General features: G+C 66.0%; 22 protein-coding genes. 7 read left to right on the forward strand and 15 right to left on the reverse strand.

Annotation, left to right across the window (positions count from 1 at the left end):
- Positions 1-12: 12 nt before the first annotated feature.
- The 3 genes from AX750_RS08845 to AX750_RS08855 all read left to right on the forward strand — a co-directional run bounded on the left by AX750_RS08845 (position 13) and on the right by AX750_RS08855 (position 2,399).
- Complete coding sequence (locus tag AX750_RS08845) at positions 13-777, forward strand: ABC transporter ATP-binding protein (RefSeq protein ID WP_066735343.1); 765 nt, start codon at positions 13-15, stop codon at positions 775-777.
- A gap of 1 nt (position 778) precedes the next feature.
- Positions 779-1,153 carry a DUF6867 family protein gene (locus tag AX750_RS08850; RefSeq protein WP_066735294.1) on the forward strand — a complete coding sequence of 125 codons (375 nt, stop codon included), beginning with the start codon at positions 779-781 and terminating at the stop codon, positions 1,151-1,153.
- A 130-nt stretch (positions 1,154-1,283) separates the two neighbouring features.
- Positions 1,284-2,399 (forward strand): branched-chain amino acid ABC transporter substrate-binding protein, encoded by a 1,116-nt coding sequence (locus AX750_RS08855; protein WP_066735296.1) that lies wholly within the window; start codon positions 1,284-1,286, stop codon positions 2,397-2,399.
- A gap of 219 nt (positions 2,400-2,618) precedes the next feature.
- Here the strand turns inward: AX750_RS08855 and AX750_RS08860 are convergent, their stop codons facing one another.
- The 6 genes from AX750_RS08860 to AX750_RS08885 form a co-directional block, all read right to left on the reverse strand.
- Entirely contained in the window at positions 2,619-3,197 is a 579-nt protein-coding gene (locus AX750_RS08860; RefSeq protein WP_066735297.1) for an alpha/beta hydrolase, read from the reverse strand.
- Between the two features lie 4 nt (positions 3,198-3,201).
- On the reverse strand, positions 3,202-3,381 hold the full coding sequence (locus AX750_RS08865; protein ID WP_066735304.1) for a type II toxin-antitoxin system prevent-host-death family antitoxin: 180 nt from the start codon (positions 3,379-3,381) through the stop codon (positions 3,202-3,204).
- Between the two features lie 35 nt (positions 3,382-3,416).
- The gene (gene purB, locus AX750_RS08870) at positions 3,417-4,724 is read right to left on the reverse strand and encodes an adenylosuccinate lyase (RefSeq protein WP_066735310.1); all 1,308 of its coding nucleotides are present in this window, start codon (positions 4,722-4,724) and stop codon (positions 3,417-3,419) included.
- Between the two features lie 135 nt (positions 4,725-4,859).
- Positions 4,860-5,543: a ribulose-phosphate 3-epimerase gene (gene rpe, locus AX750_RS08875; protein WP_066735313.1), complete on the reverse strand. Its 684-nt coding sequence runs from the start codon at positions 5,541-5,543 to the stop codon at positions 4,860-4,862.
- A gap of 78 nt (positions 5,544-5,621) precedes the next feature.
- Positions 5,622-6,299 (reverse strand): glutathione S-transferase family protein, encoded by a 678-nt coding sequence (locus AX750_RS08880; RefSeq protein ID WP_245282358.1) that lies wholly within the window; start codon positions 6,297-6,299, stop codon positions 5,622-5,624.
- A gap of 44 nt (positions 6,300-6,343) precedes the next feature.
- Positions 6,344-7,324, reverse strand: coding sequence for a hypothetical protein (locus AX750_RS08885; RefSeq protein WP_066735316.1), 981 nt, complete (start codon positions 7,322-7,324; stop codon positions 6,344-6,346).
- A gap of 264 nt (positions 7,325-7,588) precedes the next feature.
- Between AX750_RS08885 and AX750_RS08890 the strand changes: the two genes are divergently transcribed.
- Positions 7,589-8,839 carry an FAD-binding oxidoreductase gene (locus AX750_RS08890; protein ID WP_066735319.1) on the forward strand — a complete coding sequence of 417 codons (1,251 nt, stop codon included), beginning with the start codon at positions 7,589-7,591 and terminating at the stop codon, positions 8,837-8,839.
- 9 nt (positions 8,840-8,848) lie between these two features.
- On the opposite strand, the gene murI is transcribed toward AX750_RS08890, so the two are convergent.
- Entirely contained in the window at positions 8,849-9,718 is an 870-nt protein-coding gene (gene murI, locus AX750_RS08895) for a glutamate racemase (protein WP_066735321.1), read from the reverse strand.
- A gap of 144 nt (positions 9,719-9,862) precedes the next feature.
- On the opposite strand from murI, the gene AX750_RS08900 reads away from it, so the two are divergent.
- The gene (locus AX750_RS08900) at positions 9,863-10,789 is read left to right on the forward strand and encodes a bifunctional helix-turn-helix transcriptional regulator/GNAT family N-acetyltransferase (RefSeq protein ID WP_066735323.1); all 927 of its coding nucleotides are present in this window, start codon (positions 9,863-9,865) and stop codon (positions 10,787-10,789) included.
- Between the two features lie 7 nt (positions 10,790-10,796).
- On the opposite strand, the gene AX750_RS08905 is transcribed toward AX750_RS08900, so the two are convergent.
- On the reverse strand, positions 10,797-12,074 hold the full coding sequence (locus AX750_RS08905) for an NAD(P)/FAD-dependent oxidoreductase (RefSeq protein WP_245282359.1): 1,278 nt from the start codon (positions 12,072-12,074) through the stop codon (positions 10,797-10,799).
- A 400-nt stretch (positions 12,075-12,474) separates the two neighbouring features.
- On the opposite strand from AX750_RS08905, the gene AX750_RS08910 reads away from it, so the two are divergent.
- A complete protein-coding gene (locus tag AX750_RS08910) occupies positions 12,475-14,766 on the forward strand; it encodes a TonB-dependent hemoglobin/transferrin/lactoferrin family receptor (protein ID WP_082735430.1) in 2,292 nt (763 codons plus the stop codon).
- A 71-nt stretch (positions 14,767-14,837) separates the two neighbouring features.
- Here the strand turns inward: AX750_RS08910 and AX750_RS08915 are convergent, their stop codons facing one another.
- From AX750_RS08915 to AX750_RS08925, 3 genes are all read right to left on the reverse strand, one after another.
- Complete coding sequence (locus AX750_RS08915; protein ID WP_066735327.1) at positions 14,838-15,260, reverse strand: DUF2267 domain-containing protein; 423 nt, start codon at positions 15,258-15,260, stop codon at positions 14,838-14,840.
- 19 nt (positions 15,261-15,279) lie between these two features.
- Positions 15,280-16,098, reverse strand: coding sequence for an RNA methyltransferase (locus AX750_RS08920; RefSeq protein ID WP_067253916.1), 819 nt, complete (start codon positions 16,096-16,098; stop codon positions 15,280-15,282).
- Positions 16,099-16,283: 185 nt separating this feature from the next.
- Positions 16,284-17,423 (reverse strand): dipeptidase, encoded by a 1,140-nt coding sequence (locus AX750_RS08925; protein ID WP_197431926.1) that lies wholly within the window; start codon positions 17,421-17,423, stop codon positions 16,284-16,286.
- Between the two features lie 456 nt (positions 17,424-17,879).
- On the opposite strand from AX750_RS08925, the gene rpsD reads away from it, so the two are divergent.
- On the forward strand, positions 17,880-18,497 hold the full coding sequence (rpsD, locus tag AX750_RS08930; RefSeq protein ID WP_066734351.1) for a 30S ribosomal protein S4: 618 nt from the start codon (positions 17,880-17,882) through the stop codon (positions 18,495-18,497).
- A 229-nt stretch (positions 18,498-18,726) separates the two neighbouring features.
- Here the strand turns inward: rpsD and AX750_RS25920 are convergent, their stop codons facing one another.
- The 4 genes from AX750_RS25920 to AX750_RS25935 form a co-directional block, all read right to left on the reverse strand.
- Positions 18,727-19,332: a Swt1 family HEPN domain-containing protein gene (locus tag AX750_RS25920; RefSeq protein ID WP_156449866.1), complete on the reverse strand. Its 606-nt coding sequence runs from the start codon at positions 19,330-19,332 to the stop codon at positions 18,727-18,729.
- The gene (locus AX750_RS25925; protein ID WP_156449865.1) at positions 19,322-19,948 is read right to left on the reverse strand and encodes a DUF5343 domain-containing protein; all 627 of its coding nucleotides are present in this window, start codon (positions 19,946-19,948) and stop codon (positions 19,322-19,324) included. The genes AX750_RS25920 and AX750_RS25925 overlap by 11 nt, the downstream gene beginning before the upstream one ends.
- Positions 19,949-20,059: 111 nt before the next feature.
- Entirely contained in the window at positions 20,060-20,338 is a 279-nt protein-coding gene (locus tag AX750_RS25930; RefSeq protein WP_068072117.1) for a hypothetical protein, read from the reverse strand.
- Positions 20,339-20,491: 153 nt separating this feature from the next.
- Positions 20,492-20,854, reverse strand: coding sequence for a hypothetical protein (locus AX750_RS25935; protein WP_156449864.1), 363 nt, complete (start codon positions 20,852-20,854; stop codon positions 20,492-20,494).
- Positions 20,855-21,042 lie beyond the last annotated feature (188 nt).

Consider the following 21,042-nt stretch of genomic DNA (forward strand, 5'->3'; position numbering starts at 1 on the left):
ACCGAAACCCTCGTGCAGAACCCCACCGCTCCGCAGGCGGCCGAGCCACCGCAGGGGCAGCCGCTGCTCAGCGTGCGCGGCGTCAAGACCTATTACGGCAAGATCATCGCCCTCAAGGGCGTCGACATGGACGTCCGCCAGGGCGAGATCGTCACGCTGATCGGCGCCAACGGCGCCGGCAAGTCGACGCTGATGATGACGATCTTCGGCAATCCGCAGGCCCGCGAGGGCACGATCACCTATGAGGGCCGCGACATCACGAAGATGCCGAGCCATCTGATCGCGCGGCTGGGGATCGCTCAGTCGCCGGAAGGCCGCCGCATCTTCCCACGCATGACCGTCTTCGAGAACCTGCAGATGGGGGCGGCGCTGCGCGACCTCTCCCATTTCGACGAGGATCTTGAGAGAATCTGCACTCTCTTCCCGCGCATCCGCGAGCGCCTGCAGCAGCGCGGCGGCACGCTCTCCGGCGGCGAGCAGCAGATGGTCGCGATTGCGCGCGCCCTGATGGCCCGCCCCAAGCTGCTGCTGCTGGACGAGCCCTCGCTCGGCCTCGCCCCGCTGATCGTCAAGCAGATCTTCGAAGCGATCCGCGAGCTCAACCGCACCCAGGGGCTCACCGTCTTCCTGGTCGAACAGAACGCCTTCCATGCGCTCAAGCTCGCCCATCGCGGCTATGTCATGGTCAACGGCGTCGTCACCATGAGCGGCACCGGCCAGGAGCTTCTGGCCAATCCGCAGGTGCGCGCCGCCTATCTCGAAGGCGGGAGGCACTGACATGCAGGGCATCCTCTACGAAGAACCGACGATCTGGCTCTTCCTGCTGGTCACGGTGGTGATGGGCGGCTGGCTGGCCTGGATGACGGGGCGCGCCATGGCGCTGACCTGGAAGCCGACCTATCAGCTCGTGCTCTACGCCCTCGTCCTCGGGCTGGTCGTCCGCTTCATCCACTTCGCCCTGTTCGAGGCGACGCTGCTGACGCTGCACTACTACGTCGTTGACACGATCATCCTCATGGGCTTCGCCTTCGCCGGCTGGCGCTACCACCGCGCGAGGCAGATGACGACGCAGTATCGCTGGCTCTTCGAGCGCACCGGCCCATTTGGCTGGAAGCCCCGGCCCGGCGTTGAAATCAAAGACGAATTAGCCTGAGAAGGCGGCGAGCTTGACGCGTGACAGACCCTGGAAAACGCGCAACACTGCGTGCCACGGTGACATCCGCGCCGAGACGGGCGAGCAATGACCGCCCGTTCATGACGACAATGCAGGGGAGTCTCATCTCATGAAGAAACTGCTGTTGAGCAGCATCGCGCTCGGCGCGGTCCTCGCTTTCTCCGGCGTGGCCAACGCCCAGATCAAGCTCGGCGTCGCCGGTCCGATCACCGGCCCGAACGCCGCCTTCGGCGCGCAGCTGAAGAACGGGACGGAGCAGGCCGTCGAGGACATCAACGCCGCCGGCGGCGTCCTCGGCCAGAAGATCACCGTGACGGTCGGCGACGACGTTTCCGATCCGAAGCAGGGCGTCTCGGTCGCCAACAAGTTCGTCGGTGACGGCGTCAAATGGGTGGTCGGCCACTTCAACTCCGGCGTCACCATGCCGGCCTCGGAAGTCTATGCCGAGAACGGCATCCTGATGATCTCGCCTTCGGCCACCAACCCGAAGATCACCGAGCGCGGTCTCTGGAACGTCTTCCGCACCTGCGGCCGTGACGACCAGCAGGGCGAGGTCGCGGCGGCCTACATCGCCAAGAACTTCAAGGACAAGAAGATCGCGGTCATCCACGACAAGACCACCTATGGCCAGGGCCTGGCCGACGAGACCCGCAAGGGCCTGACCAAGGCCGGCATCAAGGACGTGCTCTATGAGGGCGTGAACGCCGGCGAGAAGGATTTCTCGGCGCTCATCTCGAAGATCAAGTCCGTCGGCGCCGACTTCGTCTACTGGGGCGGCCTGCACACCGAGGGTGGCCTGATCGTGCGCCAGATGCGCGACCAGGGCGTCAAGGCCGTGCTGATCTCCGGCGACGGCATCACCACCGACGAGTTCGCCACGATCGGCGGCCCCGGCGTCGAGGGCACGCTGATGACCTTCCCGCCGGATCCGCAGAAGCGCCCGGAGGCCGCCGCGGTCATCAAGAAGTTCGAGGCCAAGAACTTCAAGCCCGAGGCCTACACGCTCTATAGCTACGCCGCCGTCCAGATCATGGCCGAGGGTGCCAAGCGCGCGAACTCGACCGATCCCAAGAAGATCTCCGAGGCGCTGCGCGGCGGCCAGGCGGTCAAGACCGTCATCGGCGACATCGCCTTCGACAAGAAGGGCGACATCACCCGGCCCGACTACACCATGTACACCTGGAAGAAGGGCGCCGACGGCAAGATCACCTATGTCGAGAATTGATCTCGACCACTGATCGCCTCAGCGCGTGAAACGAGACCGCCCCGGTGAAAGCCGGGGCGGTTTTGGTTTGGGGCAACCTTGAGCGCGATCTCTCCCTGATCCGCGAGGTCATTCCGGGCGCAGCGAAGCGAAGACCCGGGATCCCTTCCGGAACGGTTCAGGCATGGATCCCGGATCGGCGCGGCGTTCCCGCCTGTCCGGGATGACCCAGCTGGTCGATCAGCCTTGAATCGATCTCTGCGGAACCGCCGTCAAGCTCCTGAGAAAGCCCGCGAAACGCAGCAGGCCATCGGGCCAGGGGCCATGGCCGGATTCGGTGTTGAGGTGCCCGCTCTCGCCGGCGTCGACGAATTCGGAACCCCAGGCCTCGGCCAGTTCCTTCGCCTCATCCGGCGTGCAGTAGGGATCGTTGCTGCTGGCGATCAGCACGCTGCGGAAAGGCAGCGTCTCGCGCCGGTGGGCGGCGAAAGCCGGCGTCATGCCAGGCAAATCGCGCTTGGCCCGCTCGGCCGCGGGCGCCACCAGAAAGGCTCCCGCCACCTCGCCGGGGTGGAGATGCTCGGCGGCATGCGCAATCGCGCTGACGCCGCAGGAATGCCCGACCAGCACGACCGGCCGCGTCGCCGCCCGCACCGCCGCGACGATGCGCTCCGCCCAGAGCCGCGACGGCACATGCCAGTCCTCCTGCTCGACCACCCGCGCGGTCGAGAGCTTGGCGACCCAGCGGCTCTGCCAATGATCGGGCCCCGAGCCGGACCAGCCGGGAACGATGAGAATGTCGGTGTCGGAGGTTTTCATGCGTTCAGACGGCCCGGCCCGTCTCCGGCTCGGGGCGCTTCGCTGAAACCGGCTCGGGGGTCCGCTCCGGTACGAAGGTCGCGACGACTTTGCCGCGTCGCGACACGGAGATCGTCTCGCCGCGCTCCACCCGGTCGAGCAATTCGCTCCAGCGCCTGCGCGCCTCGGTCACGGTCATCTGCATGCCACAACTGTAATGGCCGCCCGCTCGGGACTCAATCACCCCTCCCCGAACACCCGGGCGAAGATCGTGTCGACATGCTTGAAGTGGTAGCCCTCGTCGAACATCGCCTCGAGCTCGGCGTCCGAGAGCCGTGCGGTGACGTCGGCATCGGCCTTGAGGTTGGTGAGGAAGTCCTCGCCATGCTCCCAGGTCCGCATCGCGTTTCGCTGGACCATCGCATAGCTGTCCTCGCGGCTCGCGCCGGCCTGCGTCAGGGCGAGCAGCACGCGCTGCGAGTTGTGCAGGCCGCCGAGCCTGTCGAGATTGCGGCGCATGTTGGCGGGGTAGATCAGCAGCTTGTCGACGACGCCCGTCAGCCGCGCCAGGGCGAAATCGAGCGTCACGGTGGCGTCGGGGCCGATCATGCGCTCGACGCTCGAATGCGAGATGTCGCGCTCATGCCAGAGCGCGACGTTCTCCAGCGCCGGCACGACCATGCCGCGCACGAGGCGGGCCAAACCCGTCAGGTTCTCGGTCAGCACCGGGTTGCGCTTGTGCGGCATCGCCGAGGAGCCCTTCTGGCCCGGCGAGAAAAACTCCTCGGCCTCATAGACTTCGGTGCGCTGGAGATGGCGGATTTCGGTCGCCAGCCGCTCGATCGAGGAGGCGACGACGCCCAGCGTGGCGAAATACATCGCATGCCGGTCGCGCGGGATCACCTGCGTCGAGACCGGCTCGACGGAGAGCCCCATCTTCTCGGCGACATAGGCTTCCACGCTCGGGTCGATATTGGCAAACGTGCCGACGGCGCCCGAGATCGCGCAGGTCGCGATTTCGGCGCGGGCCGCAACAAGACGCGCGCGGCACCTGTCGAACTCGGCATAAGCCTGGGCGAGCTTGAGCCCGAAGGTCACCGGCTCGGCATGGATGCCGTGCGAGCGGCCGATCGTCGGGGTGAATTTGTGCTCGAAGGCGCGGCGCCTGATGGCGGCCAGGAGCGCGTCGACATCGGCGATGAGAATATCGGTGGCGCGCGCCAGCTGCACCGAGAGCGTCGTGTCGAGGATGTCCGACGACGTCATGCCTTGGTGGACGAAGCGCGCCTCGGGGCCGACGATCTCGGCCAGATGGGTCAGGAAGGCGATGACGTCGTGCTTGGTGACGCGCTCGATCTCATCGATCCGGGCGACGTCGAAGGTGGCATCCTTCGCCTTGGCCCAGATCGTCGCGGCGGCCTCCTTTGGCACCACGCCGAGCTCGGCCAGCTTGTCGGTGGCATGCGCCTCGATCTCGAACCAGATCCGGAACCGCGTCTGCGGCTCCCAGATGGCGACCATCTCGGGGCGGGAATAGCGCGGGATCATGCTCGACCTTCCATTACATCCTCGACGTCATCCCGGGCGGAGCGAAGCGCAGACCCGGGATCCATGCCGGAACCGTTCCGGAATGGATCCCGGGTCTCCCTGCGGTCGCCCGGGATGACTCGAACCTTTGACGTCTCAAACCCAATCGCCCCGCGCGGCTTCGGCCGCCTTGCGGATCGCGGCGATATTGCCGGCATAGGCGGAAGGCCCGCCCTTGAACACGGCCGAGCCCGCGACGATGACGTCGGCGCCGGCCTTGGCCGCCAGGGGCGCGGTCTCGACCGTCGCCCCGCCGTCGATCTCCAGCGAAATCGGCCGCTCGCCGATCAGCGCCCTCACCTGCGCGATCTTCGGCAGCACGGAATGAATGAAGCTCTGCCCGCCGAAACCCGGATTGACGGTCATCAGCAGGATCAGGTCGAGATCGTCCAGCAGCGGCTCGACCATGGCCGCCGGCGTACCGGGATTGAGGACGATGCCGGCCTGCTTGCCCTGCGCCTTGATCGCCTGCAGCGTCCGGTGCGGATGCGGGCCAGCCTCGACATGGAAGGAGATCAGGTCGGCGCCGGCCTTGGCGAAGGCTTCGACATAGGGGTCGACCGGCGCGATCATCAGATGCACGTCGAAGAACTTGGTCGTGTGCGGGCGGATCGCCTTCAGCACATCCGGCCCGAAGGTGATGTTGGGCACGAAATGCCCGTCCATCACGTCGCAATGGATCCAGTCGGCGCCGGCGGCATCGATCGCGCGCACCTCCTCGCCCAGCTTCGAGAAGTCGGCCGAGAGGATCGAGGGGGCGATGCGGATGGGGGCGCTCATGCCGCGCGGTTTAAAGCATGGGCCCGGCGAAGGGAATTGCGGATTCGCAGCCCCGCCCCCGCAACCGGGGGGACGTGTTCAGCGCATCGCGACCGGCACGGAGAGCCGCCGATCCGCTTCCGCGATCTCGGAGGCGGCCAGCGCGAAGGCCGGCCGCTCGCCCAGCCGCGAAAACCAGCCCGACAGGCCAGGATGGCCGGCGAAGGACGGCCCGCCCAGCCGCCGCCCGAAGAGCAGGCCCATGAACAGGGTGATGTCGGCGGCGCAGAGCACTGGCCCGAAAAATGCCCGCCCCGCCAGCCGCTCCTCCAGCCGGGCGTGATGGCCGGCGAGCGTCTCCTCCGCGATCAGCGCATCCGCCTCCTGCGCCGCCCGCCGCGCCGGGTCGGCGGGCCGCGGCCCGGTGCGGTGCATCAGCGGCTTCAGCGCCTGCAGCAGGATCTCGTCGGCGAAGAGCTCGTCGAGCCGGCACTGGGCCCGCTCGGCCGGGCTGCCCGGATAGAGCGGGATCTCGGGATAGGCCTCGTCGAGATATTCGATGATCACCGTCGAGTCGTAGAGCACGAGCCCGGCATCGCTGAGCACTGGCACCTGGCCCTTGGGATTGAGCGCCAGCACCTCGGGATGCTTCGGGTCGTAGCCGGTCGTCTGGTTGAAGGGGACCATCACCCGCTCGAAGCGCAGCCCCTTCTCGCGCAGCGCAATCTCGACCTTCCACGAGAACAGGCTGAGCGGGCCGCTATAGAGGGTGATCATGGGGCAACTCCGATGCAACGGAGCGACCTTCGCAGGACCGGACGTCAGGCGCCGTCAGCAGCCGCCTCGTCGCGGCGGATGCGGGCCGCGAAGCTACTGAGGATCCACGGCATCAGATAGATCGGGAACTGCGCCAGCGCGAAGAAGAGGAAGGTCGAGGGCGGCACGCCGGCCCCCAGCGCGGCGACGATCATGCCCATGTTGCGCTGGCCCGCGCCATATCCGACCATGAAGCGCTCCGAGCGGCGCAGGAAGCGCAGCGCGCCGTAGCTGAGGACGAGCCCCACAATCGAGACGGCGAAGGCACAGGCGAGGAAGCCGCCGACACGGAACGGGTTGTCGAAAGCGGCGTTCGTGACGCCGTCCATCGCGGCGATCGCGAAGACGAAATACATCAGCACCCCGAAACCATCGAGATTGGCCTTCATCGCCTTGATGCGCGCCATGCCGAGCGCCCAGCGCAGAAACGAGGCCGCCGCCATGCCGCCGCCGACGAAGAGCAGCAGCCGCAGCGTCAGCACCCAGCGGTCGAGCGGCACAGCGGCGCCCGCCAGCACTTCCACCAGCATCGGCGCGACGATCGGGCTCGCCACGGTGGTGATGATGACGCCGGCAATGATCAGCGACGGCTCGAAACCGTAGAGGATCGCCACCGCGGGCGAGGACATGATCGGCGGCGCCGCGGCCAGGATCGCCAGCCCGAGCAGCAGGCCGGGGTCGATGGCGTCCCGCCCGACGAGCAGGAAGGCCCCGCCGATCAGCACGACGGGTGCCGCCACCATCCACAGGCAGGTCAGGATCAGCCGCCCCGGGCTGCGCAGCAGGCCCGCGATGATCCGCAGATCCGCGCGCATGAACACGATGGTGGTGAAGCAGAAGATCGTCACCGGCAGCAGCGGCCGCGCGGCCGCCGAAAACTGCGGCAACGCCAGCCCCAGAAAGATCGACAGCGCGAACCCTTGCGTGCCGTAGCGCCCGAGCCAGGCGAGTCCGGAAGCCAGTGAAGCGGCGATGCGCATGAGCATGGAGACGGGGAGACTCGGACGGCCGGACGAAGCGCGACACTGACCGATCGACAGCCGTCCGTCACCCGCCACCGCGGCAGCCCCCCTCTGCGTGCGCAGGAAATTGCGCCAGAAAGGCCGTTTGCCGGCTTGTACGGACGCAGTGGATGCCGCTGGCGCAAATCTTGCGAAACTTCAGGCGCAACCACGCAAAATCCGGTCGTGCCGCTGACAAGCCGCGCCGAACGGCTATTTTTGTGCGGGTTTCGCGGTGAGGAGCGGGTGATGGCGACGGATACGATCGTTCTCGGGGCAGGCATCGTCGGGATTTCCGTGGCGCTGCACCTGCAGAAAGCGGGCCGCTCGGTCCTGCTCGTCGACAAGCGCGCGCCGGGCGAGGAAACCAGCTACGGCAATGCCGGCCTGATCCAGCGCGAGGGCGTCTACCCTTACGGCTTCCCGCATGATTTCGGCGCGCTGATCCGCTATGCGATGAACAACACCATCGACGCGCATTACCACTGGAGCGCGATCCCCAAGCTCGCGCCCTTCCTCTGGTCCTACTGGATGCATTCGCGCGCCTCCCAGCACGAGGCGATCGCGCACAAATACGCCACCCTGATCGAGCATTGCGTCAGCGAGCATGATGCGCTCGCGCAGGAGGCCGGTGCGACCGGGCTTTTGCGCCGGAAGGGCTGGATGAAGGTGTTCCGCACCACCGCCCAGCAGGACGAGCGCCTGGCCGAGGCCGCGCGCTGGAACCGGGATTTCGGCCTCAACTACAAGGCCCTCGACAAGGAGACGCTGAAGGCCGAGGAGCCGCATCTCGACCATGACAGCCTCGTCGGCGGCCTGCACTGGACGGATCCGGTCACGGTGATCGACCCGCTCGGCCTCTCCAAGGCCTATGTCGCGCGCTTCGAGGAACTTGGCGGCAGGCTCGCGCTCGGCGATGCCGGCACGCTCGCGCAGGACGGCGCGGAGTGGAGAGTCACACTCGCCGACGGCACTACGGCCAAAGCCCGCGACGTCGTCGTCGCGCTCGGCCCCTGGGCCGACGTGCTCTCCCGCAGGCTCGGCTACAACCTGCCGCTGGCGGTCAAGCGCGGCTACCACATGCATTACAAGGCGCAGGGTAATGCGGTGCTGAACCACCCGGTGCTCGATACCGAGCGCGGCTATTTCCTCGCGCCGATGCAGCAGGGCATCCGCCTGACCACCGGTGCCGAATTCGCCGATCGCGACGCGCCCAAGACGCCGGTTCAGCTCGAGCGCGCCGAGCCGATCGCGCGCGCCCTCTTCCCGCTCGGCGAGCGGATCGATCCCGAGCCCTGGCTCGGCCGCCGCCCCTGCACGCCCGACATGATGCCGATCATCGGCCCGGCGCTGAAGCACAAGGGCCTGTGGTTCTCCTTCGGCCACGCGCATCACGGGCTGACGCTGGCCGCCGTCACCGGCCGCATGATCGCGGAGATGGTCACGGGCCAGAAGGTCTTCGTCGATCCGACGCCGTTTGCCCCGGCTCGCTTCGCCTGAGGCCCGGCCTCAGCTGACGAGCGGCAGCGGCTCGATCAGCACCTCCGCCAGCCCGCGGCCCGCCAGCGCGATCCGCAGCGGGCCGGTGATGCCCACGCCCGCGGTGAAGACGGCGATCGCCTCGTGCCCGCCGGCCCGCTCGGCGGCGACCTCGGGCCCGAGCAGCTGCAGGACCCGCCGCGCGATCGCCGGCGCGGGGTCGAGCCACTCCACCGGCCAGGGCGCGACGCGCCGCATCGGCTCCAGCAGCAGCGGGTAATGTGTGCAGGAGAGCGTCACCACATCGGTGCGGCGCCCCTCCCGCTCGACGAAACAGGGCGCGATCTCGGCGGCGACGGCGTCATCCTCCACCCGCTCGCCCCTCAACGCGGCTTCGGCCAGCGCGGCGAGCCCGGTCGCGCCGACCAGCGTCACGTCGCAGCCGCCGGCATAGGTCGAGACCAGCCCGCGCGTGTAGTCGCGTGCCACCGTGCCCGGCGTCGCCAACACCGAGATGAGGCCCGAGCGTGTGGCGGCAGCCGCCGGCTTGATCGCCGGCACGGTGCCGACGAAGGGAATGGCGAAACGCGCCCGCAGCGCCGGCAGCACCAGCGTCGAAGCGGTGTTGCAGGCGATCACCACGAGGTCGGGACGATGGCGCGCGACCAGCCGCTCCATCACCGCCAGCACGCGGGCGACCAGCGCCCCCTCCTCCAGCCGGCCATAGGGGAAGCCGGCATCGTCGGCGGCATAGACGATATCGGCGCCGCGGCAGGCTTCCGTCACGCGCGCCAGCACGGTCAGCCCGCCAAGCCCTGAATCGAAGACGAGGATGGTGGGCACCGGCCGCGCCAGCACGGCGGGACGATGCGTGGTTCCGGCCAGGAGATCGACCTGCATGCGCGAGCGGCCCGGGAGCGTGACGAAGGCGGCGATTCCGCCAGAGCCCGGTTAAGGGACCGTCAAGAAACCGCAAAGGCGCTGCGGTGAATTTAGTTGACTGAGTCCATAATCCTGAATGTGATGGAAGGCGGAGGGGCCGCCATGTCCGATCTCGCCTATGCCGTCTCGGCGCTGCGCCGCTTCAACCGCTTCCATACGCGCTTCGTGGGCGCGTTGGGTGGCAGCCTGCTGGGCTCGGGTTTCACCCTGACCGAAGCCCGCCTTCTCTATGAACTCGCCACGCGCGACGGCTGGCGCGCCAGCGATCTGGCGAAGGCGCTCGGGCTCGACCCCGCCTATCTCTCGCGCATCCTCAAACGTTTCGCCGCGGAAGGCTGGCTGCTGCGAGAGCGCTCGACCGCCGATGGCCGCGCCCTCGCATTGCGCCTGAGCGAGGCCGGACACGCCGTCTTCCGCCCGCTCGACGAGGCTTCGCAGGCGGAGGCCGCCGATCGGCTGCGCGCGCTCGACGAGCCGGGACGCGCCCGACTCGTCGCGGCGCTGACCGAAGCCGAGACGCTGCTTTCGGGAGCCTTCGCAGCGCAGGGCCCGACGCCCGTCATCCGCCCTCACCGCCCCGGAGATGTCGGCTGGGTGATCGCGGCCCATGGCCGGATCTATGCCGAGGATTATGGCTGGGACATCGCATTCGAGGCCTTCGTCGCCGAGATCGCGGCCGGCTTCCTGCGCGAATTCCGCCCCGGCCTGGAACAGGGACTAATCGCCGAGCGTGACGGGCAGATCCTCGGCTCGGCCTTCGTGGTGCGCGAGAGCGACGAGACCGCGAAGCTGCGCATGGTCATCGTCGACCGGCCGGGGCGCGGGCTCGGCCTCGGCAAGGCACTGGTGCGCGAGGCGATCCGCTTCGCGCGGACGGCCGGCTACCGGCGCATGCAGCTCTGGACCAACGACATCCTGCATGCGGCCCGCGCGATCTACATCGCCGAGGGATTCAAGCTGATCGCCGAAGAGAAACACCACTCCTTCGGCCAGGACCTCGTCGGCCAGAATTGGGAACTGGTGCTGTAGCGGCGCCTCAGGCCTTGATCCGCGCCACGGCCGCTGCCGCTGCGCGCCCAGCCAGCGTCGCCCCGCCGACGGTCATGGCGCCGCCGCCGGCGGTGGCCTCGCCGGCGATGAAGAGGCGCCCGCCGATCGGCTCGGCCAACTGCTCACGCGCCGCCTCCCGGCCCGGCAGACAGACCGAATAGGAGCCGCGCGAGAACGGGTCGGTCCACCAGGCCGGGAAGGAGATGCCGGTCACAGCCTTGCGGATGTCGGAACCGATCATCGCCGACAGCAGCGTCGTCAGATGGTCGCGCGCGGCGCCCGGCCCCGCCAGCGACAACTCACGCGCGTGATCGCCGCCGCAGAAGGCGACGATCAGGTCCTTGTCGTCCGGGAACAGGTCGAAATTCATCAGCCGCTTCGGCGAGCCGGCCTCCAGGAAGCTGGTGCCCGGCGAAATGCCGAAGCGATTGCCCTCGACCTTCAGCGCGATCTTGGTCAGCGCCCCCATGCCGATCCCGTCGAGGGCATCGCGGGTGCGGGCCGGTAGCGCGGGCGTAAAGCGGATCGCACCGGCCTTGAGCACGCCGACCGGCACCGTGACGATGCAGGCCTGCGCCCGCAGCATGCCCGACGGCGTCGTCACGCTCACGCCCGGCCCGTCCCAGCGGATCTCGCTGACAGGCTGGTTGAGCCGGATGTCGAGCCCGGCCCCGTGCCGCGCAACCAGGTTGCCATAGCCCGATGGAACGAGGAGATCCTCGCCCGCCCACAGCCGTTGATAGTCGCGCGCCGAAATTCGCTCCGACTCCTCGCCGATCGAGAGCAAGAGCCCGGACGAGGCGATCGGCGCCAGATCCGGACCGAGATCGCCCAGCAGATCGCGGATCGAGAGATCGCGCTTCGTCAGATCGACCGTTTCCAGCCGCCGGTCGATCTGCCCGAAGGCGCCGCGGCGCCGCTGCCGGTCGGCATCGGCCATCGGTTGACCGCCCGCGAAGACGCGAAATCCGCCGCCCCAGGTTTCGTCGGAGGTCGCGACGCCGAGATCGCGCGCGATCTGGACCCAGGGGTTGCGCTCGGCCCAGTGGATGAACATCGCGCCGGCGTCATAGGCCGGCCCCAGCGAAGCATCGGTAAAGGCCCGTCCGCCGACCCGGCTCCGCGCCTCCAGCACGATGGCCTTGCGGCCCGCGGCCTTGAGGTCATGAGCGGCGGCGATACCGGCCGCGCCGGCGCCGATGACGATCACATCGGCCTCGGCGGCATGGCCCTGGCCCGGCGACAACGTCAGCGCGGCCGCCATCGCGGCAGATCCTGTCAACATGGTGCGGCGGTCGAGCATGGCGGAGGAGCGTCCGGTTCAGACGCTCATGTTGGGACCCTGCCCTTGCGTTGCAACAGGAACATGTCCGCCCCGGTGGCACAGCCGTTCACGAGATCGGGAGGGCATGAGCATCACACTGCGCGATCCGGGGCCTTTCTTTAGAACAATGTAAAAAGAAGATTTCATTGGAGCGATTTCACGACTGTGTCTTGGTCGCATCGGATTATGTGCTTTCGATGGCAGATGATTGACAGTCTTCGACTCGGACAATATCCGAAGACAGCCTTATCGAGCGTATAAGGCCTTGTTTATATTCATTTTAAACGTAACGCGCGCGACGGCTCCGGCCGCCTGCGTCGGCAAGGGTGGGTCAAAGGCGATGGAGATCTCTTCAGTCAGGTTGCGCGAGGGTGTCGCGCTGGGAACGCTTGCGGCGCTGCTGCTGGCGACGCCGGTTCTCGCGCAACAGCAAAACCGCGGCCGCACAACGGCGCCCGCTTCTGCCGCCGAGGCGCCCGTCCTGCTCGACCAGATCACCGTCGAAGGTGCCGCGCCGGGCCAGGCGCTCGTCGCCGGTCCGACCACGACGCGCACGACACGCGAGCAGCTCGACCGCCAGCAGGTCCAGAGCCTGAGCGACCTCTCGACCCGCGTCGAGGCCGGCATCACCTTCAACCGCCAGAACAACAGCCTCAACATTCGCGGTCTCGACGGTGCGCGCGTGCTGACGACGGTGGACGGCATCCGCCAGCCCTTCCTGATCGACACGCGGATCAACCGCAGCGGCGGCACGGCCTTCGACTTCGACTCGCTCTCGACGTTGGACCTGCTGCGCGGCCCCAGCGGCGGCAGCACGATCGGCGCCGGCTCGCTCGGCGGCGTGCTGGCGGTGCGCACGCTCGATCCGGAGGACCTCATCCGCAACGGCCGCAGCTATGGCGCCCTTGCCAAGACCGGCTTCGACAGCGCCGACCAGGCCGTCTTCGGCAGCGCCGCCGCCGCGGCGCGCTTCAACAACACCTGGGCCTTGATCCAGGGCGGCTTCCGCAACGGCCACGAGACCGACAGCGGCGGCACGGTCAAGACGATCGGCGCCGCCCGCACCGCGCCGAACCCGCGCGACTTCGACCAGTACAGTTTCCTCGCCAAGATCTATCAGTACTCCAACGACCAGGCGCATCGCTTCGGCCTGACCGCCGAGACCTTCAAGCGCTCGGACCGGATCGACAACCGCGACAACTCGGTCTCGCTCACCGGCAACTACCGGCCCGGCGCCTATCGCACCGGCGAGGACGTCCAGCGCGACCGCGTCTCGCTGAGCTACGACTACAAGATGCCGGGCTCCTTCTTCGACGAGGCCCATGCCGTCGCCTATTGGCAGCGGCTGAAGCGCAACGACCTGACCAACGCCTATCGCTACACCAGCATCGTCGGGCTCTATGCCCGGGACAACGAGAACGAAGAGACCGCCTACGGCTTCAACGGCCACGTCATCAAGAACTTCAACACCGGGATGCTGACGCACAAGGTCATCGCCGGCACCGAGCTGCGCATGTCGAGCCTGGAGCAGTACAGCGCCGGCTCCGACGCCTGCCCCACCCGTCCGGCGACCGGCATCTACACGGGCGCCTTCACGACCTGCAACAACATCCCCACCAACCAGTCCGAGCAGCCCAAGGTCGACGGGCGCCTCGCCGGCTTCTACATCCAGGACGAGATCGGCCTGCTGCAGAACCGCCTGCGCATCACCCCCGGCCTGCGCTACGACTGGTATGAGGAGAAGCCGCAATACACGCCGGCCTATACCAACAGCGCCTCGCGCCCGACCGGCCTGCCCGCCGCCTCGAGCGACTCGGCCTGGTCGCCGCGCATCCGCCTCGAATACGAGGTGCTGAAGGATACGCCCTGGTTCAAGGACGTCACCGTCTTCGCGCAATGGGCCAAGACCTTCCGCGCCCCGACCGCCAACGAACTCTATGGCCGCTTCGGCTCGCCGACGACCTATCTGCGCACCGGCAACGCCGATCTGCGCCCCGAGACCGGCAACGGCATCGATGTCGGCGTCCGCTTCGGCGACAAGGCCTTCGGCGGCTCGTTCACCTATTTCCACACCAACTACCGCAACTTCATCGAGCAGGTGCAAACCCAGGCGCCGGGCGTCGGCGGGCTCTACCCGCAGGGCGGCATCACCAGCTTCCGCAACATCACGCGGGCCGAGATCCAGGGCTTCGAGGCGAACATGCAATACGCCTTCGCCGAGAACTGGCTGGTGCGCGGCTCCTTCGCCTACACCCGCGGCAAGAACAAGGACGACAACACCTATCTGAACTCGATCCCGCCGATGCAGGGCATCGTGGCCATCGCCTATGGCACGGAGCGCTGGGGCGCCGAGGTTTCGACCAAGCTCGCCTCCGCCCGCAACGACGTCGCCGCCACCACCGGCGCGACCCAGGGCTTCAAGGCGCCGGGCTATGCGATCTTCAACGCCACCGCCTGGTGGAAGCCGCTGCCGCAGATCGCCGACCTTGAGCTCCAGATCGGCGTCTACAACATCTTCGACCGCAAATACTGGGACGCGGTCAACGTGCCCACCGGCGTCCTCGCCCAGGCCCGCGACTACTACACCGAGCCCGGCCGCACGGTGAAGGCGACGATGAAGTACCAGTTCTGACGAGCCTGCGTTTCGAGACCCGGGACACGTCGCCGGCCGGCCCTTCGGGGCCGGCCGTTGTCGTTGGAGCCCTATCCGGCCGCCCAGAACGCCTGCGCCTCCGGCGACAAGGTGGCGAGACACCGCGCGAAGGCGGCCGCATCGACATGGCCGCGCAGCACCCGCGCCACATCGGCGATCGCGCTCTCGGGCGAGAAGTTGTGGTCGATGCGCAGGCGGCGCACCTCCTCGGTCATCGCGGCGCGGTCCCAGCCCGTGACGCGTGGCTCCTGCGGGTCCCAGTCCATCACGAAGAGCGCGCGCAGCATCGCCGGCAGCACCTGCGCGAAGGCGATGGCCTGCGTCACGTCGAGCCGCCGCCGGAAGGCCAGCAGCACCGCTTGCGTCGTCGTATAGGCCTGGTTGCGCGTGGCGAGTCCCGTGGCCTCCGCGACCTCGGCCAGGAAGCGCTCGAAATCCTGTGAGGCGAGGCGGTATTCCATCGGCACGGGCATCGTCGCTCTCCTGCGGCGGTCAGGCCCCCGGCCCGTCCTCGCCCGCCTTCGGCGCCCCCCGCCGCCGCGGCCCCTCGGTCAGCGACTTGAACACGCCGCGCAGTGTCCGCGCCTCCTGCTCCGTCATCTCCAGCCGATGCAGGATGTCGCGCAGATTGGCGGTCATGATCTGCTTCTTGCCGGGCGGGAAGAAGCCGCACTGGTCGAGTTCGCCTTCGAGATAGTCGAACATGGACAGGACGGTGGCCCGCGTCGCCGGCGGCGAGGGGTTGTTCTCGCGGAAGGGCGGCTCGCCGTTTGTCGCCTTGAACCATTCATAGCCGACGAGCAGCACCGCCTGGGCGAGGTTGAGCGAGGCGAAGGCCGGATTGACCGGGAAGGTCAGGATCGCATCGGCAAAGGAGATCTCCTCGTTGGTGAGACCGATCCGCTCGCGCCCGAACAGGATGCCGACGCGCTCGCTGCTTGCGATCCGCTGCGCCAGCGGCGGCATCGCCTCGGCCGGCGTGACCACGCGCTTCATCTGGCCGCGCTCGCGCGCCGTCGTCGCCAGCACGAAGTTCAGATCCGCGATCGCCTCCGCCGCGCTCGGGAAGAGCCTGGCGTTCTCCAGGATATGCGTCGCGCCCGAGGCCGCCGAGGTCGCGCCCTTTTTCAGCCCCCCGCCGCTCGGCCAGCCGTCGCGCGGCGCCACCAGCCGCATCTCGGAGAGGCCGAAATTCGCCATCGCCCGCGCGCACATGCCGATATTCTCGGCCATCTGCGGCTCGACCAGGATGATGACCGGGGCCGGAGCCGTGACGGGGGGGCGCGTGCGGTCGGTACCGGAACCGGTCATGCTCTGTCTCGTCGTCGCCCGCGGAGCGCGGGAGCGACCGGGGAATCGCCCCAAGGAGGCACAGGGTCAAGCCTGAACCGTCATGCTCGCCCTTGTGGCGAGCATCCACGTCTTGAACACTGCCCGCGACGAAGGAAGACGTGGATGGTCGGGACAAGCCCGACCATGACGGTACGCTGACGTCCTTAGCCCGCCGCCGCCTCGACCGCCCGCAGCACCCGCAGCGTGTTGCCGCCGGCAAGCTTTTCGAGATCGCCTTCCGACCAACCGCGCCGGATCAGCTCCGCCACCAGCGCCGGGAAGACGCTGGTATCCTCCAGCCCGTCGGGGTTGATCCAGCCGAAGAAATCCGAACCGATGCCGACATGGTCGTGGCCGATGCGCTTGGCCAGATAGTCGAGATGGTCGCAATACTGCGTTAGCGTCGCCTTCGGCTTCGGCCCCGCCTTGGCGGCGAGATCGGCCTCGACCTTCACATGGTCGATCCCCTCGGGGCTCTTGCCGTACTGGTCCTTTGCCGGGCGGTGCCAGTCGCGCGAGGCCTGGCTGATGAAGTCCGGCACGAAGGTCGCCATCACCACGCCGCCATTGCCCGCGACGCGGTCGAGCACGTCGTCAGGGACGTTGCGCGGATGGTCGCAGAGCGAAAAAGCGTTGGAATGCGACCAGACGACGGGCGCCCGCGTCACGTCGAGCGTGTCGTGCATCACCTTGGGCGAGACATGGGCGAGGTCGACGACCATGCCGAGCCGGTTCATCCTGCCGATCACCTGCTGGCCGAAGGCGCTGAGCCCGTTGTTGCGGGGCGCGTCGGTGGCGGAATCGCACCAGTCATGGCTGTCGTTGTGGCAGAGCGTCATCAGCCGCACGCCGAGGTCGAAATAGGCGTCGAGTGCGTCGAGCTCGCCGTCCAGCGCCGTGCCGTTCTCGATCGTCATGAACAGCGCGATCCGCCCCTCCGCCTTGGCCGCGAGCACATCGGCGGCGCTCAATCCCGGTCGGAACACGTCGGCATGGCGCTTGAGGATGTCGCGCATCAGCGCGATCTGCGCGAGTGCGAAGCCGGCCGGGTTGCGCTGCTTGGGCGGGACATAGGCCGCGAAGAACTGCGCCGCGAGCTTGCCCGCCTGCATGCGCGGGATGTCGGTGTCGCCCTTCTCATGGACCTTGGTCAGGTCGTAGAGGCCGACATCGCCCTTCGCCGTGCGGTCGAGCCGGATGACGTAAGGCAGGTCGTTATGCCCGTCGATCAGCGGCGCGCGGTCGAGCAGCGCGAGCGCGGCGGCATAGGCATTGTCCTGGACGGGCGGTGTGGCGAGGGCCATGGCGGTACCTTCAGTCGGAATCGAGCGGGCCGGATCGTGGCAGGTCGCAAGCCCCCGCGCGAGGCCACCGCGCGCAGGGGCGCCATGTATAGGAATTGACGGGCCCGCTCCCAGCCTACCCACCACCTCCCCGTCATCCTGGGCGACCGCAGGTCGACCGGGATCCATCGGAGGCCTCGACGCCCTCCGATGGATCCCGGCCTTCGCTGCGCGAAGTCCAGGATGACGCACGATTGAAGCTGGAGGTGGCGAGAAGACAGCCCCGACCGCCCCTGGGGTTTGACAAACTCGGCCCCACATGGTTCTAAGCCGGCGTCGCGCGGGCCCAAAAGGCCCGCGTGGCTTTTTCCGCACCCGTGATCCGTTGTCTTCGGAAGCCGGATCTGTCGCTCCCGCCCCATGCGGGAGAGCAGGAGGGCGCGGTCCTCAACTCGCGAACTCACGAGGACACGCGATATGTCGAAGCGCCATGAGGCGAAATACAAGATTGACCGCCGTCTCGGTCAGAACATCTGGGGCCGCCCGAAGTCTCCGGTCAACCGCCGCGAATACGGCCCCGGCCAGCACGGCCAGCGCCGCAAGGGCAAGCCGTCCGACTTCGGCACGCAGCTGCGCGCCAAGCAGAAGCTGAAGGGCTATTACGGCTCGATCTCCGAGAAGCAGTTCCGCCGCTACTACGCCGAGGCGATCCGCCTGAAGGGCGACTCGGGCGAGAACCTGATCGGCCTGCTCGAGCGCCGCCTGGATGCCGTGATCTACCGCGCCAAGTTCGTGCCGACGGTCTTCGCCGCCCGTCAGTTCGTCAACCATGGCCACATCACGGTCAACGGCAAGCGCGTCAACATCGCGTCCTACCAGGTCAAGCCGGGTGACGTCGTCGCGGTCAAGGAGAGCTCGCGCCAGCTCGCCATCGTGCTCGAATCGGCCCAGCTCGCCGAGCGCGACGTGCCGGATTATCTGGACGTCGACCACGGCAAGTCGACCGCCACCTACACCCGCACGCCGACGCTGACGGACGTGCCCTATGCGGTGCAGATGGAACCGAACCTGGTCATCGAGTTCTACTCGCGCTGATCGAACGGAGGCGGGCCGCAAAGCCCGCTCGCCGGAGCATTCCGGGGGATGGCGAGCAATCGCCGTCCCCTTTTTTGTTGGGGGGCTTTGGGGCACTTTGGCTTGGCTGTCGAGCCTCTGCTCCAGCTCATCTTACTCTGCAAATCAACAAGTGCCGCTTCCCCGCCGCGCGGTACCTACAAAGATCCTGATGGCGGTTAGGCGTAGGAGAATGCAGTGATCTTTGGCGTCAGCGGGCGACTTCCATGCAGCGAAACCAGTCACGGACAGCCAGCCGCAGGCGGATTTCCTCATCGTCGCCCATTGCGCAGCAATGAGCGATAGGATTTCTGATGGCGTTTAAGTTAGTTAGAACTCTTTCAACAGCAGATTTACTAGTAAATAACGCGCCAAAGACCGCCCAGTTTCCGGTAATGATCTGCGCAAGCTCGCCAAACGTCGTGTAATCTAACGCATCGTCTGACCTACGACTAACGCCTGCATGAAGCTCCTTCTGTATCCGCTGCTCGACCTCACTTTTTGTGTGGGCGGCCGCTCTGGTTCCGGCCCACCAATCGGCAGTTCCATCCGCTTCTTCAAGTGTCTGATTGACGAGGGCACGAATCGTCCGCTCAAGTGCATAAAAGACCTCATAATGTCGGGCCATACGGGCCGCTTCAGCCCGCGCCGCCGCATCAAGCTGCGGATAATAGTCGCGCTCTTCCGCCTCAACTACAGGTGGGACATGCCCCAGTACAATGTCGTGGGTCCGCTCGATTTGTGACAACTCTCCTGTGACCAACTGGTTGGTCATACCGAAAGCCTTTATCTTGTCGAGAACATCTCTACTGGCCATTCAGAAGATGCTCCCGGAGGCTTCTGAAAATTGCGTTGAAGACTGCCTGATCAGCAGTGGCCGGCAGGTTCAAATTGATCGTGTAGGACAGATTAAGCCCAACACCATCTGCTGACGATGGAGGTGCAAATTGCCGCTTGGGCATCTCGTCGCTCGCGGTGATGTCGATAGCTTGAGGCTTCGAGCGGATACTAAAATCCGCATAAGCCTTCATATAACGGAATACGGTGACAGTTAACCGCGCAACATTGCTATCCGCTGCTGCCCCTGTCACCTGGCAGACTAGGCTATGAAGATCGCTCTCGTTTAGATCGTAGCAAGCTTCATTGATCTCAAATAGTTCCTTGTAACCGTACCTGAGCGCTTCTGCGACGGCAGCACCAGACGTCTGCGCATTCCTAAATCGATGATAGATTTCGGACGGCGTAGCGTCTGAGTTGGCGAAGCCAATGCGCTTAAGAAATGGAGGCAGAGCTGCGCCCGCCCCACCTTTGATCAACAGTTTGTTCTTAACGAAATCGGCAGTGACGCGATCTGGAGTTGCGGCGGTCTTGATCTTCTCAAACGCGTTTTTGATCGAACCCGGCGTTGCCAGGTACGGAAGATTGGCAGCCATAATTCGCTCACCTCCATTTTCGGAAGTCTAAATCACGTAGGCGAGAGCAATATACAAGCAAATGGGAGACAAACTGTTCGGCAAATTCTAATATCCGCGATACGGATATTTCTACGTCCCGTACCGATCGAGGCGTTCTTTGAGATCATCTATCAGATGTAGAAACGCGGATATATTAAATACTCTGGCAAAGCTCTCACCCACATCGTCCGCAACGGAGTGCGCCTCGCGCTGCCGGATCCCCGGCGCCAGCTCCAAAACAGCCGGTTGCTTGCCGTCGAACGCCTCGACGATCGTTAGTTCCGGCGTTCGCGAATCAGTGTAAATTACAAGCCGATATGTCTTGCCATTATTAGCTTTGTAATCTTCTTCCCATAGTTCTTTTATCATCAGCCCTCCTACACCTCCATCCGTGAATCCGGTCAAGGCAGGAGGACGTTTCTACACGACGCTCGCATATTCAACCAAAAAATTCCTCAACCCATCCATTGTCCGCCGCATTACCTTTTCTACGTGCCCCCCTCGCGTCTCCTTTAGGCGCCATCAAGGTGGCTGCCGGGGCCTTGAGTCCTGCCCGATTGACAGCCAACAGAAACCATCCGCCTGCCAGCCAATCACCAAAGAAGCTTGATTGCGGCGGCAATAGAGATGAAGCAAAATATCCACATGATCAATGGGCCCCCGCTCCTTTAAAATAAAATCCGAGACCTTTATTTCAATTTTCCCGATGTTGATCTCTAGTATCACAACTAGACACAAGGCAGCCAGAGCCGCAAACGGCGATCCCACGGTAGCAGCAAAATGGGCGCGAGCCAACTCAATTACCCACGCTTCATAGTAAATTGTGAAAGCGCGCTCAACAAGAACACCGCACCAAACATTGACGACCCAAATATTACCGCCCAACGGGTGATCTTCCTAAGAAGATAATCTTCATTAGAGAACCGATCGGGCGCGAGGGGCGTAGCACGCTTGATCTTCGGTGTCTCAGCAACATCACTTTCGCAATCGTTCATTGCCCCAGTTCACCCGGCTATAACACTAGGCCTCGTGGACAAAGCTTGACCTGAGACACGCGGATTGATTCAAGGCTT

This window comes from Methylobacterium sp. CCH7-A2, assembly GCF_001557075.1.
Lineage (GTDB): Bacteria > Pseudomonadota > Alphaproteobacteria > Rhizobiales > Beijerinckiaceae > Allobosea > Allobosea massiliensis.

Coding starts and splice junctions, on each gene's coding strand:
- AX750_RS08900 (WP_066735323.1), top strand. CDS start 9,863: ATGTCCGATCTCGCCTATGCCGTCTCGGCGCTGCGCCGCTTCAACCGC.
- AX750_RS08885 (WP_066735316.1), bottom strand. CDS start 7,324: ATGCTCATGCGCATCGCCGCTTCACTGGCTTCCGGACTCGCCTGGCTC.
- rpe (WP_066735313.1), bottom strand. CDS start 5,543: ATGAGCGCCCCCATCCGCATCGCCCCCTCGATCCTCTCGGCCGACTTC.
- AX750_RS08910 (WP_082735430.1), top strand. CDS start 12,475: ATGGAGATCTCTTCAGTCAGGTTGCGCGAGGGTGTCGCGCTGGGAACG.
- AX750_RS08855 (WP_066735296.1), top strand. CDS start 1,284: ATGAAGAAACTGCTGTTGAGCAGCATCGCGCTCGGCGCGGTCCTCGCT.
- AX750_RS08850 (WP_066735294.1), top strand. CDS start 779: ATGCAGGGCATCCTCTACGAAGAACCGACGATCTGGCTCTTCCTGCTG.
- AX750_RS08865 (WP_066735304.1), bottom strand. CDS start 3,381: ATGCAGATGACCGTGACCGAGGCGCGCAGGCGCTGGAGCGAATTGCTC.
- AX750_RS08920 (WP_067253916.1), bottom strand. CDS start 16,098: ATGACCGGTTCCGGTACCGACCGCACGCGCCCCCCCGTCACGGCTCCG.
- AX750_RS25930 (WP_068072117.1), bottom strand. CDS start 20,338: ATGATAAAAGAACTATGGGAAGAAGATTACAAAGCTAATAATGGCAAG.
- AX750_RS08890 (WP_066735319.1), top strand. CDS start 7,589: ATGGCGACGGATACGATCGTTCTCGGGGCAGGCATCGTCGGGATTTCC.
- AX750_RS08860 (WP_066735297.1), bottom strand. CDS start 3,197: ATGAAAACCTCCGACACCGACATTCTCATCGTTCCCGGCTGGTCCGGC.
- purB (WP_066735310.1), bottom strand. CDS start 4,724: ATGATCCCGCGCTATTCCCGCCCCGAGATGGTCGCCATCTGGGAGCCG.
- AX750_RS25920 (WP_156449866.1), bottom strand. CDS start 19,332: ATGGCCAGTAGAGATGTTCTCGACAAGATAAAGGCTTTCGGTATGACC.
- AX750_RS25925 (WP_156449865.1), bottom strand. CDS start 19,948: ATGGCTGCCAATCTTCCGTACCTGGCAACGCCGGGTTCGATCAAAAAC.
- AX750_RS08925 (WP_197431926.1), bottom strand. CDS start 17,423: ATGGCCCTCGCCACACCGCCCGTCCAGGACAATGCCTATGCCGCCGCG.
- rpsD (WP_066734351.1), top strand. CDS start 17,880: ATGTCGAAGCGCCATGAGGCGAAATACAAGATTGACCGCCGTCTCGGT.
- murI (WP_066735321.1), bottom strand. CDS start 9,718: ATGCAGGTCGATCTCCTGGCCGGAACCACGCATCGTCCCGCCGTGCTG.
- AX750_RS08880 (WP_245282358.1), bottom strand. CDS start 6,299: ATGATCACCCTCTATAGCGGCCCGCTCAGCCTGTTCTCGTGGAAGGTC.
- AX750_RS08915 (WP_066735327.1), bottom strand. CDS start 15,260: ATGCCCGTGCCGATGGAATACCGCCTCGCCTCACAGGATTTCGAGCGC.
- AX750_RS08905 (WP_245282359.1), bottom strand. CDS start 12,074: ATGGCGGCCGCGCTGACGTTGTCGCCGGGCCAGGGCCATGCCGCCGAG.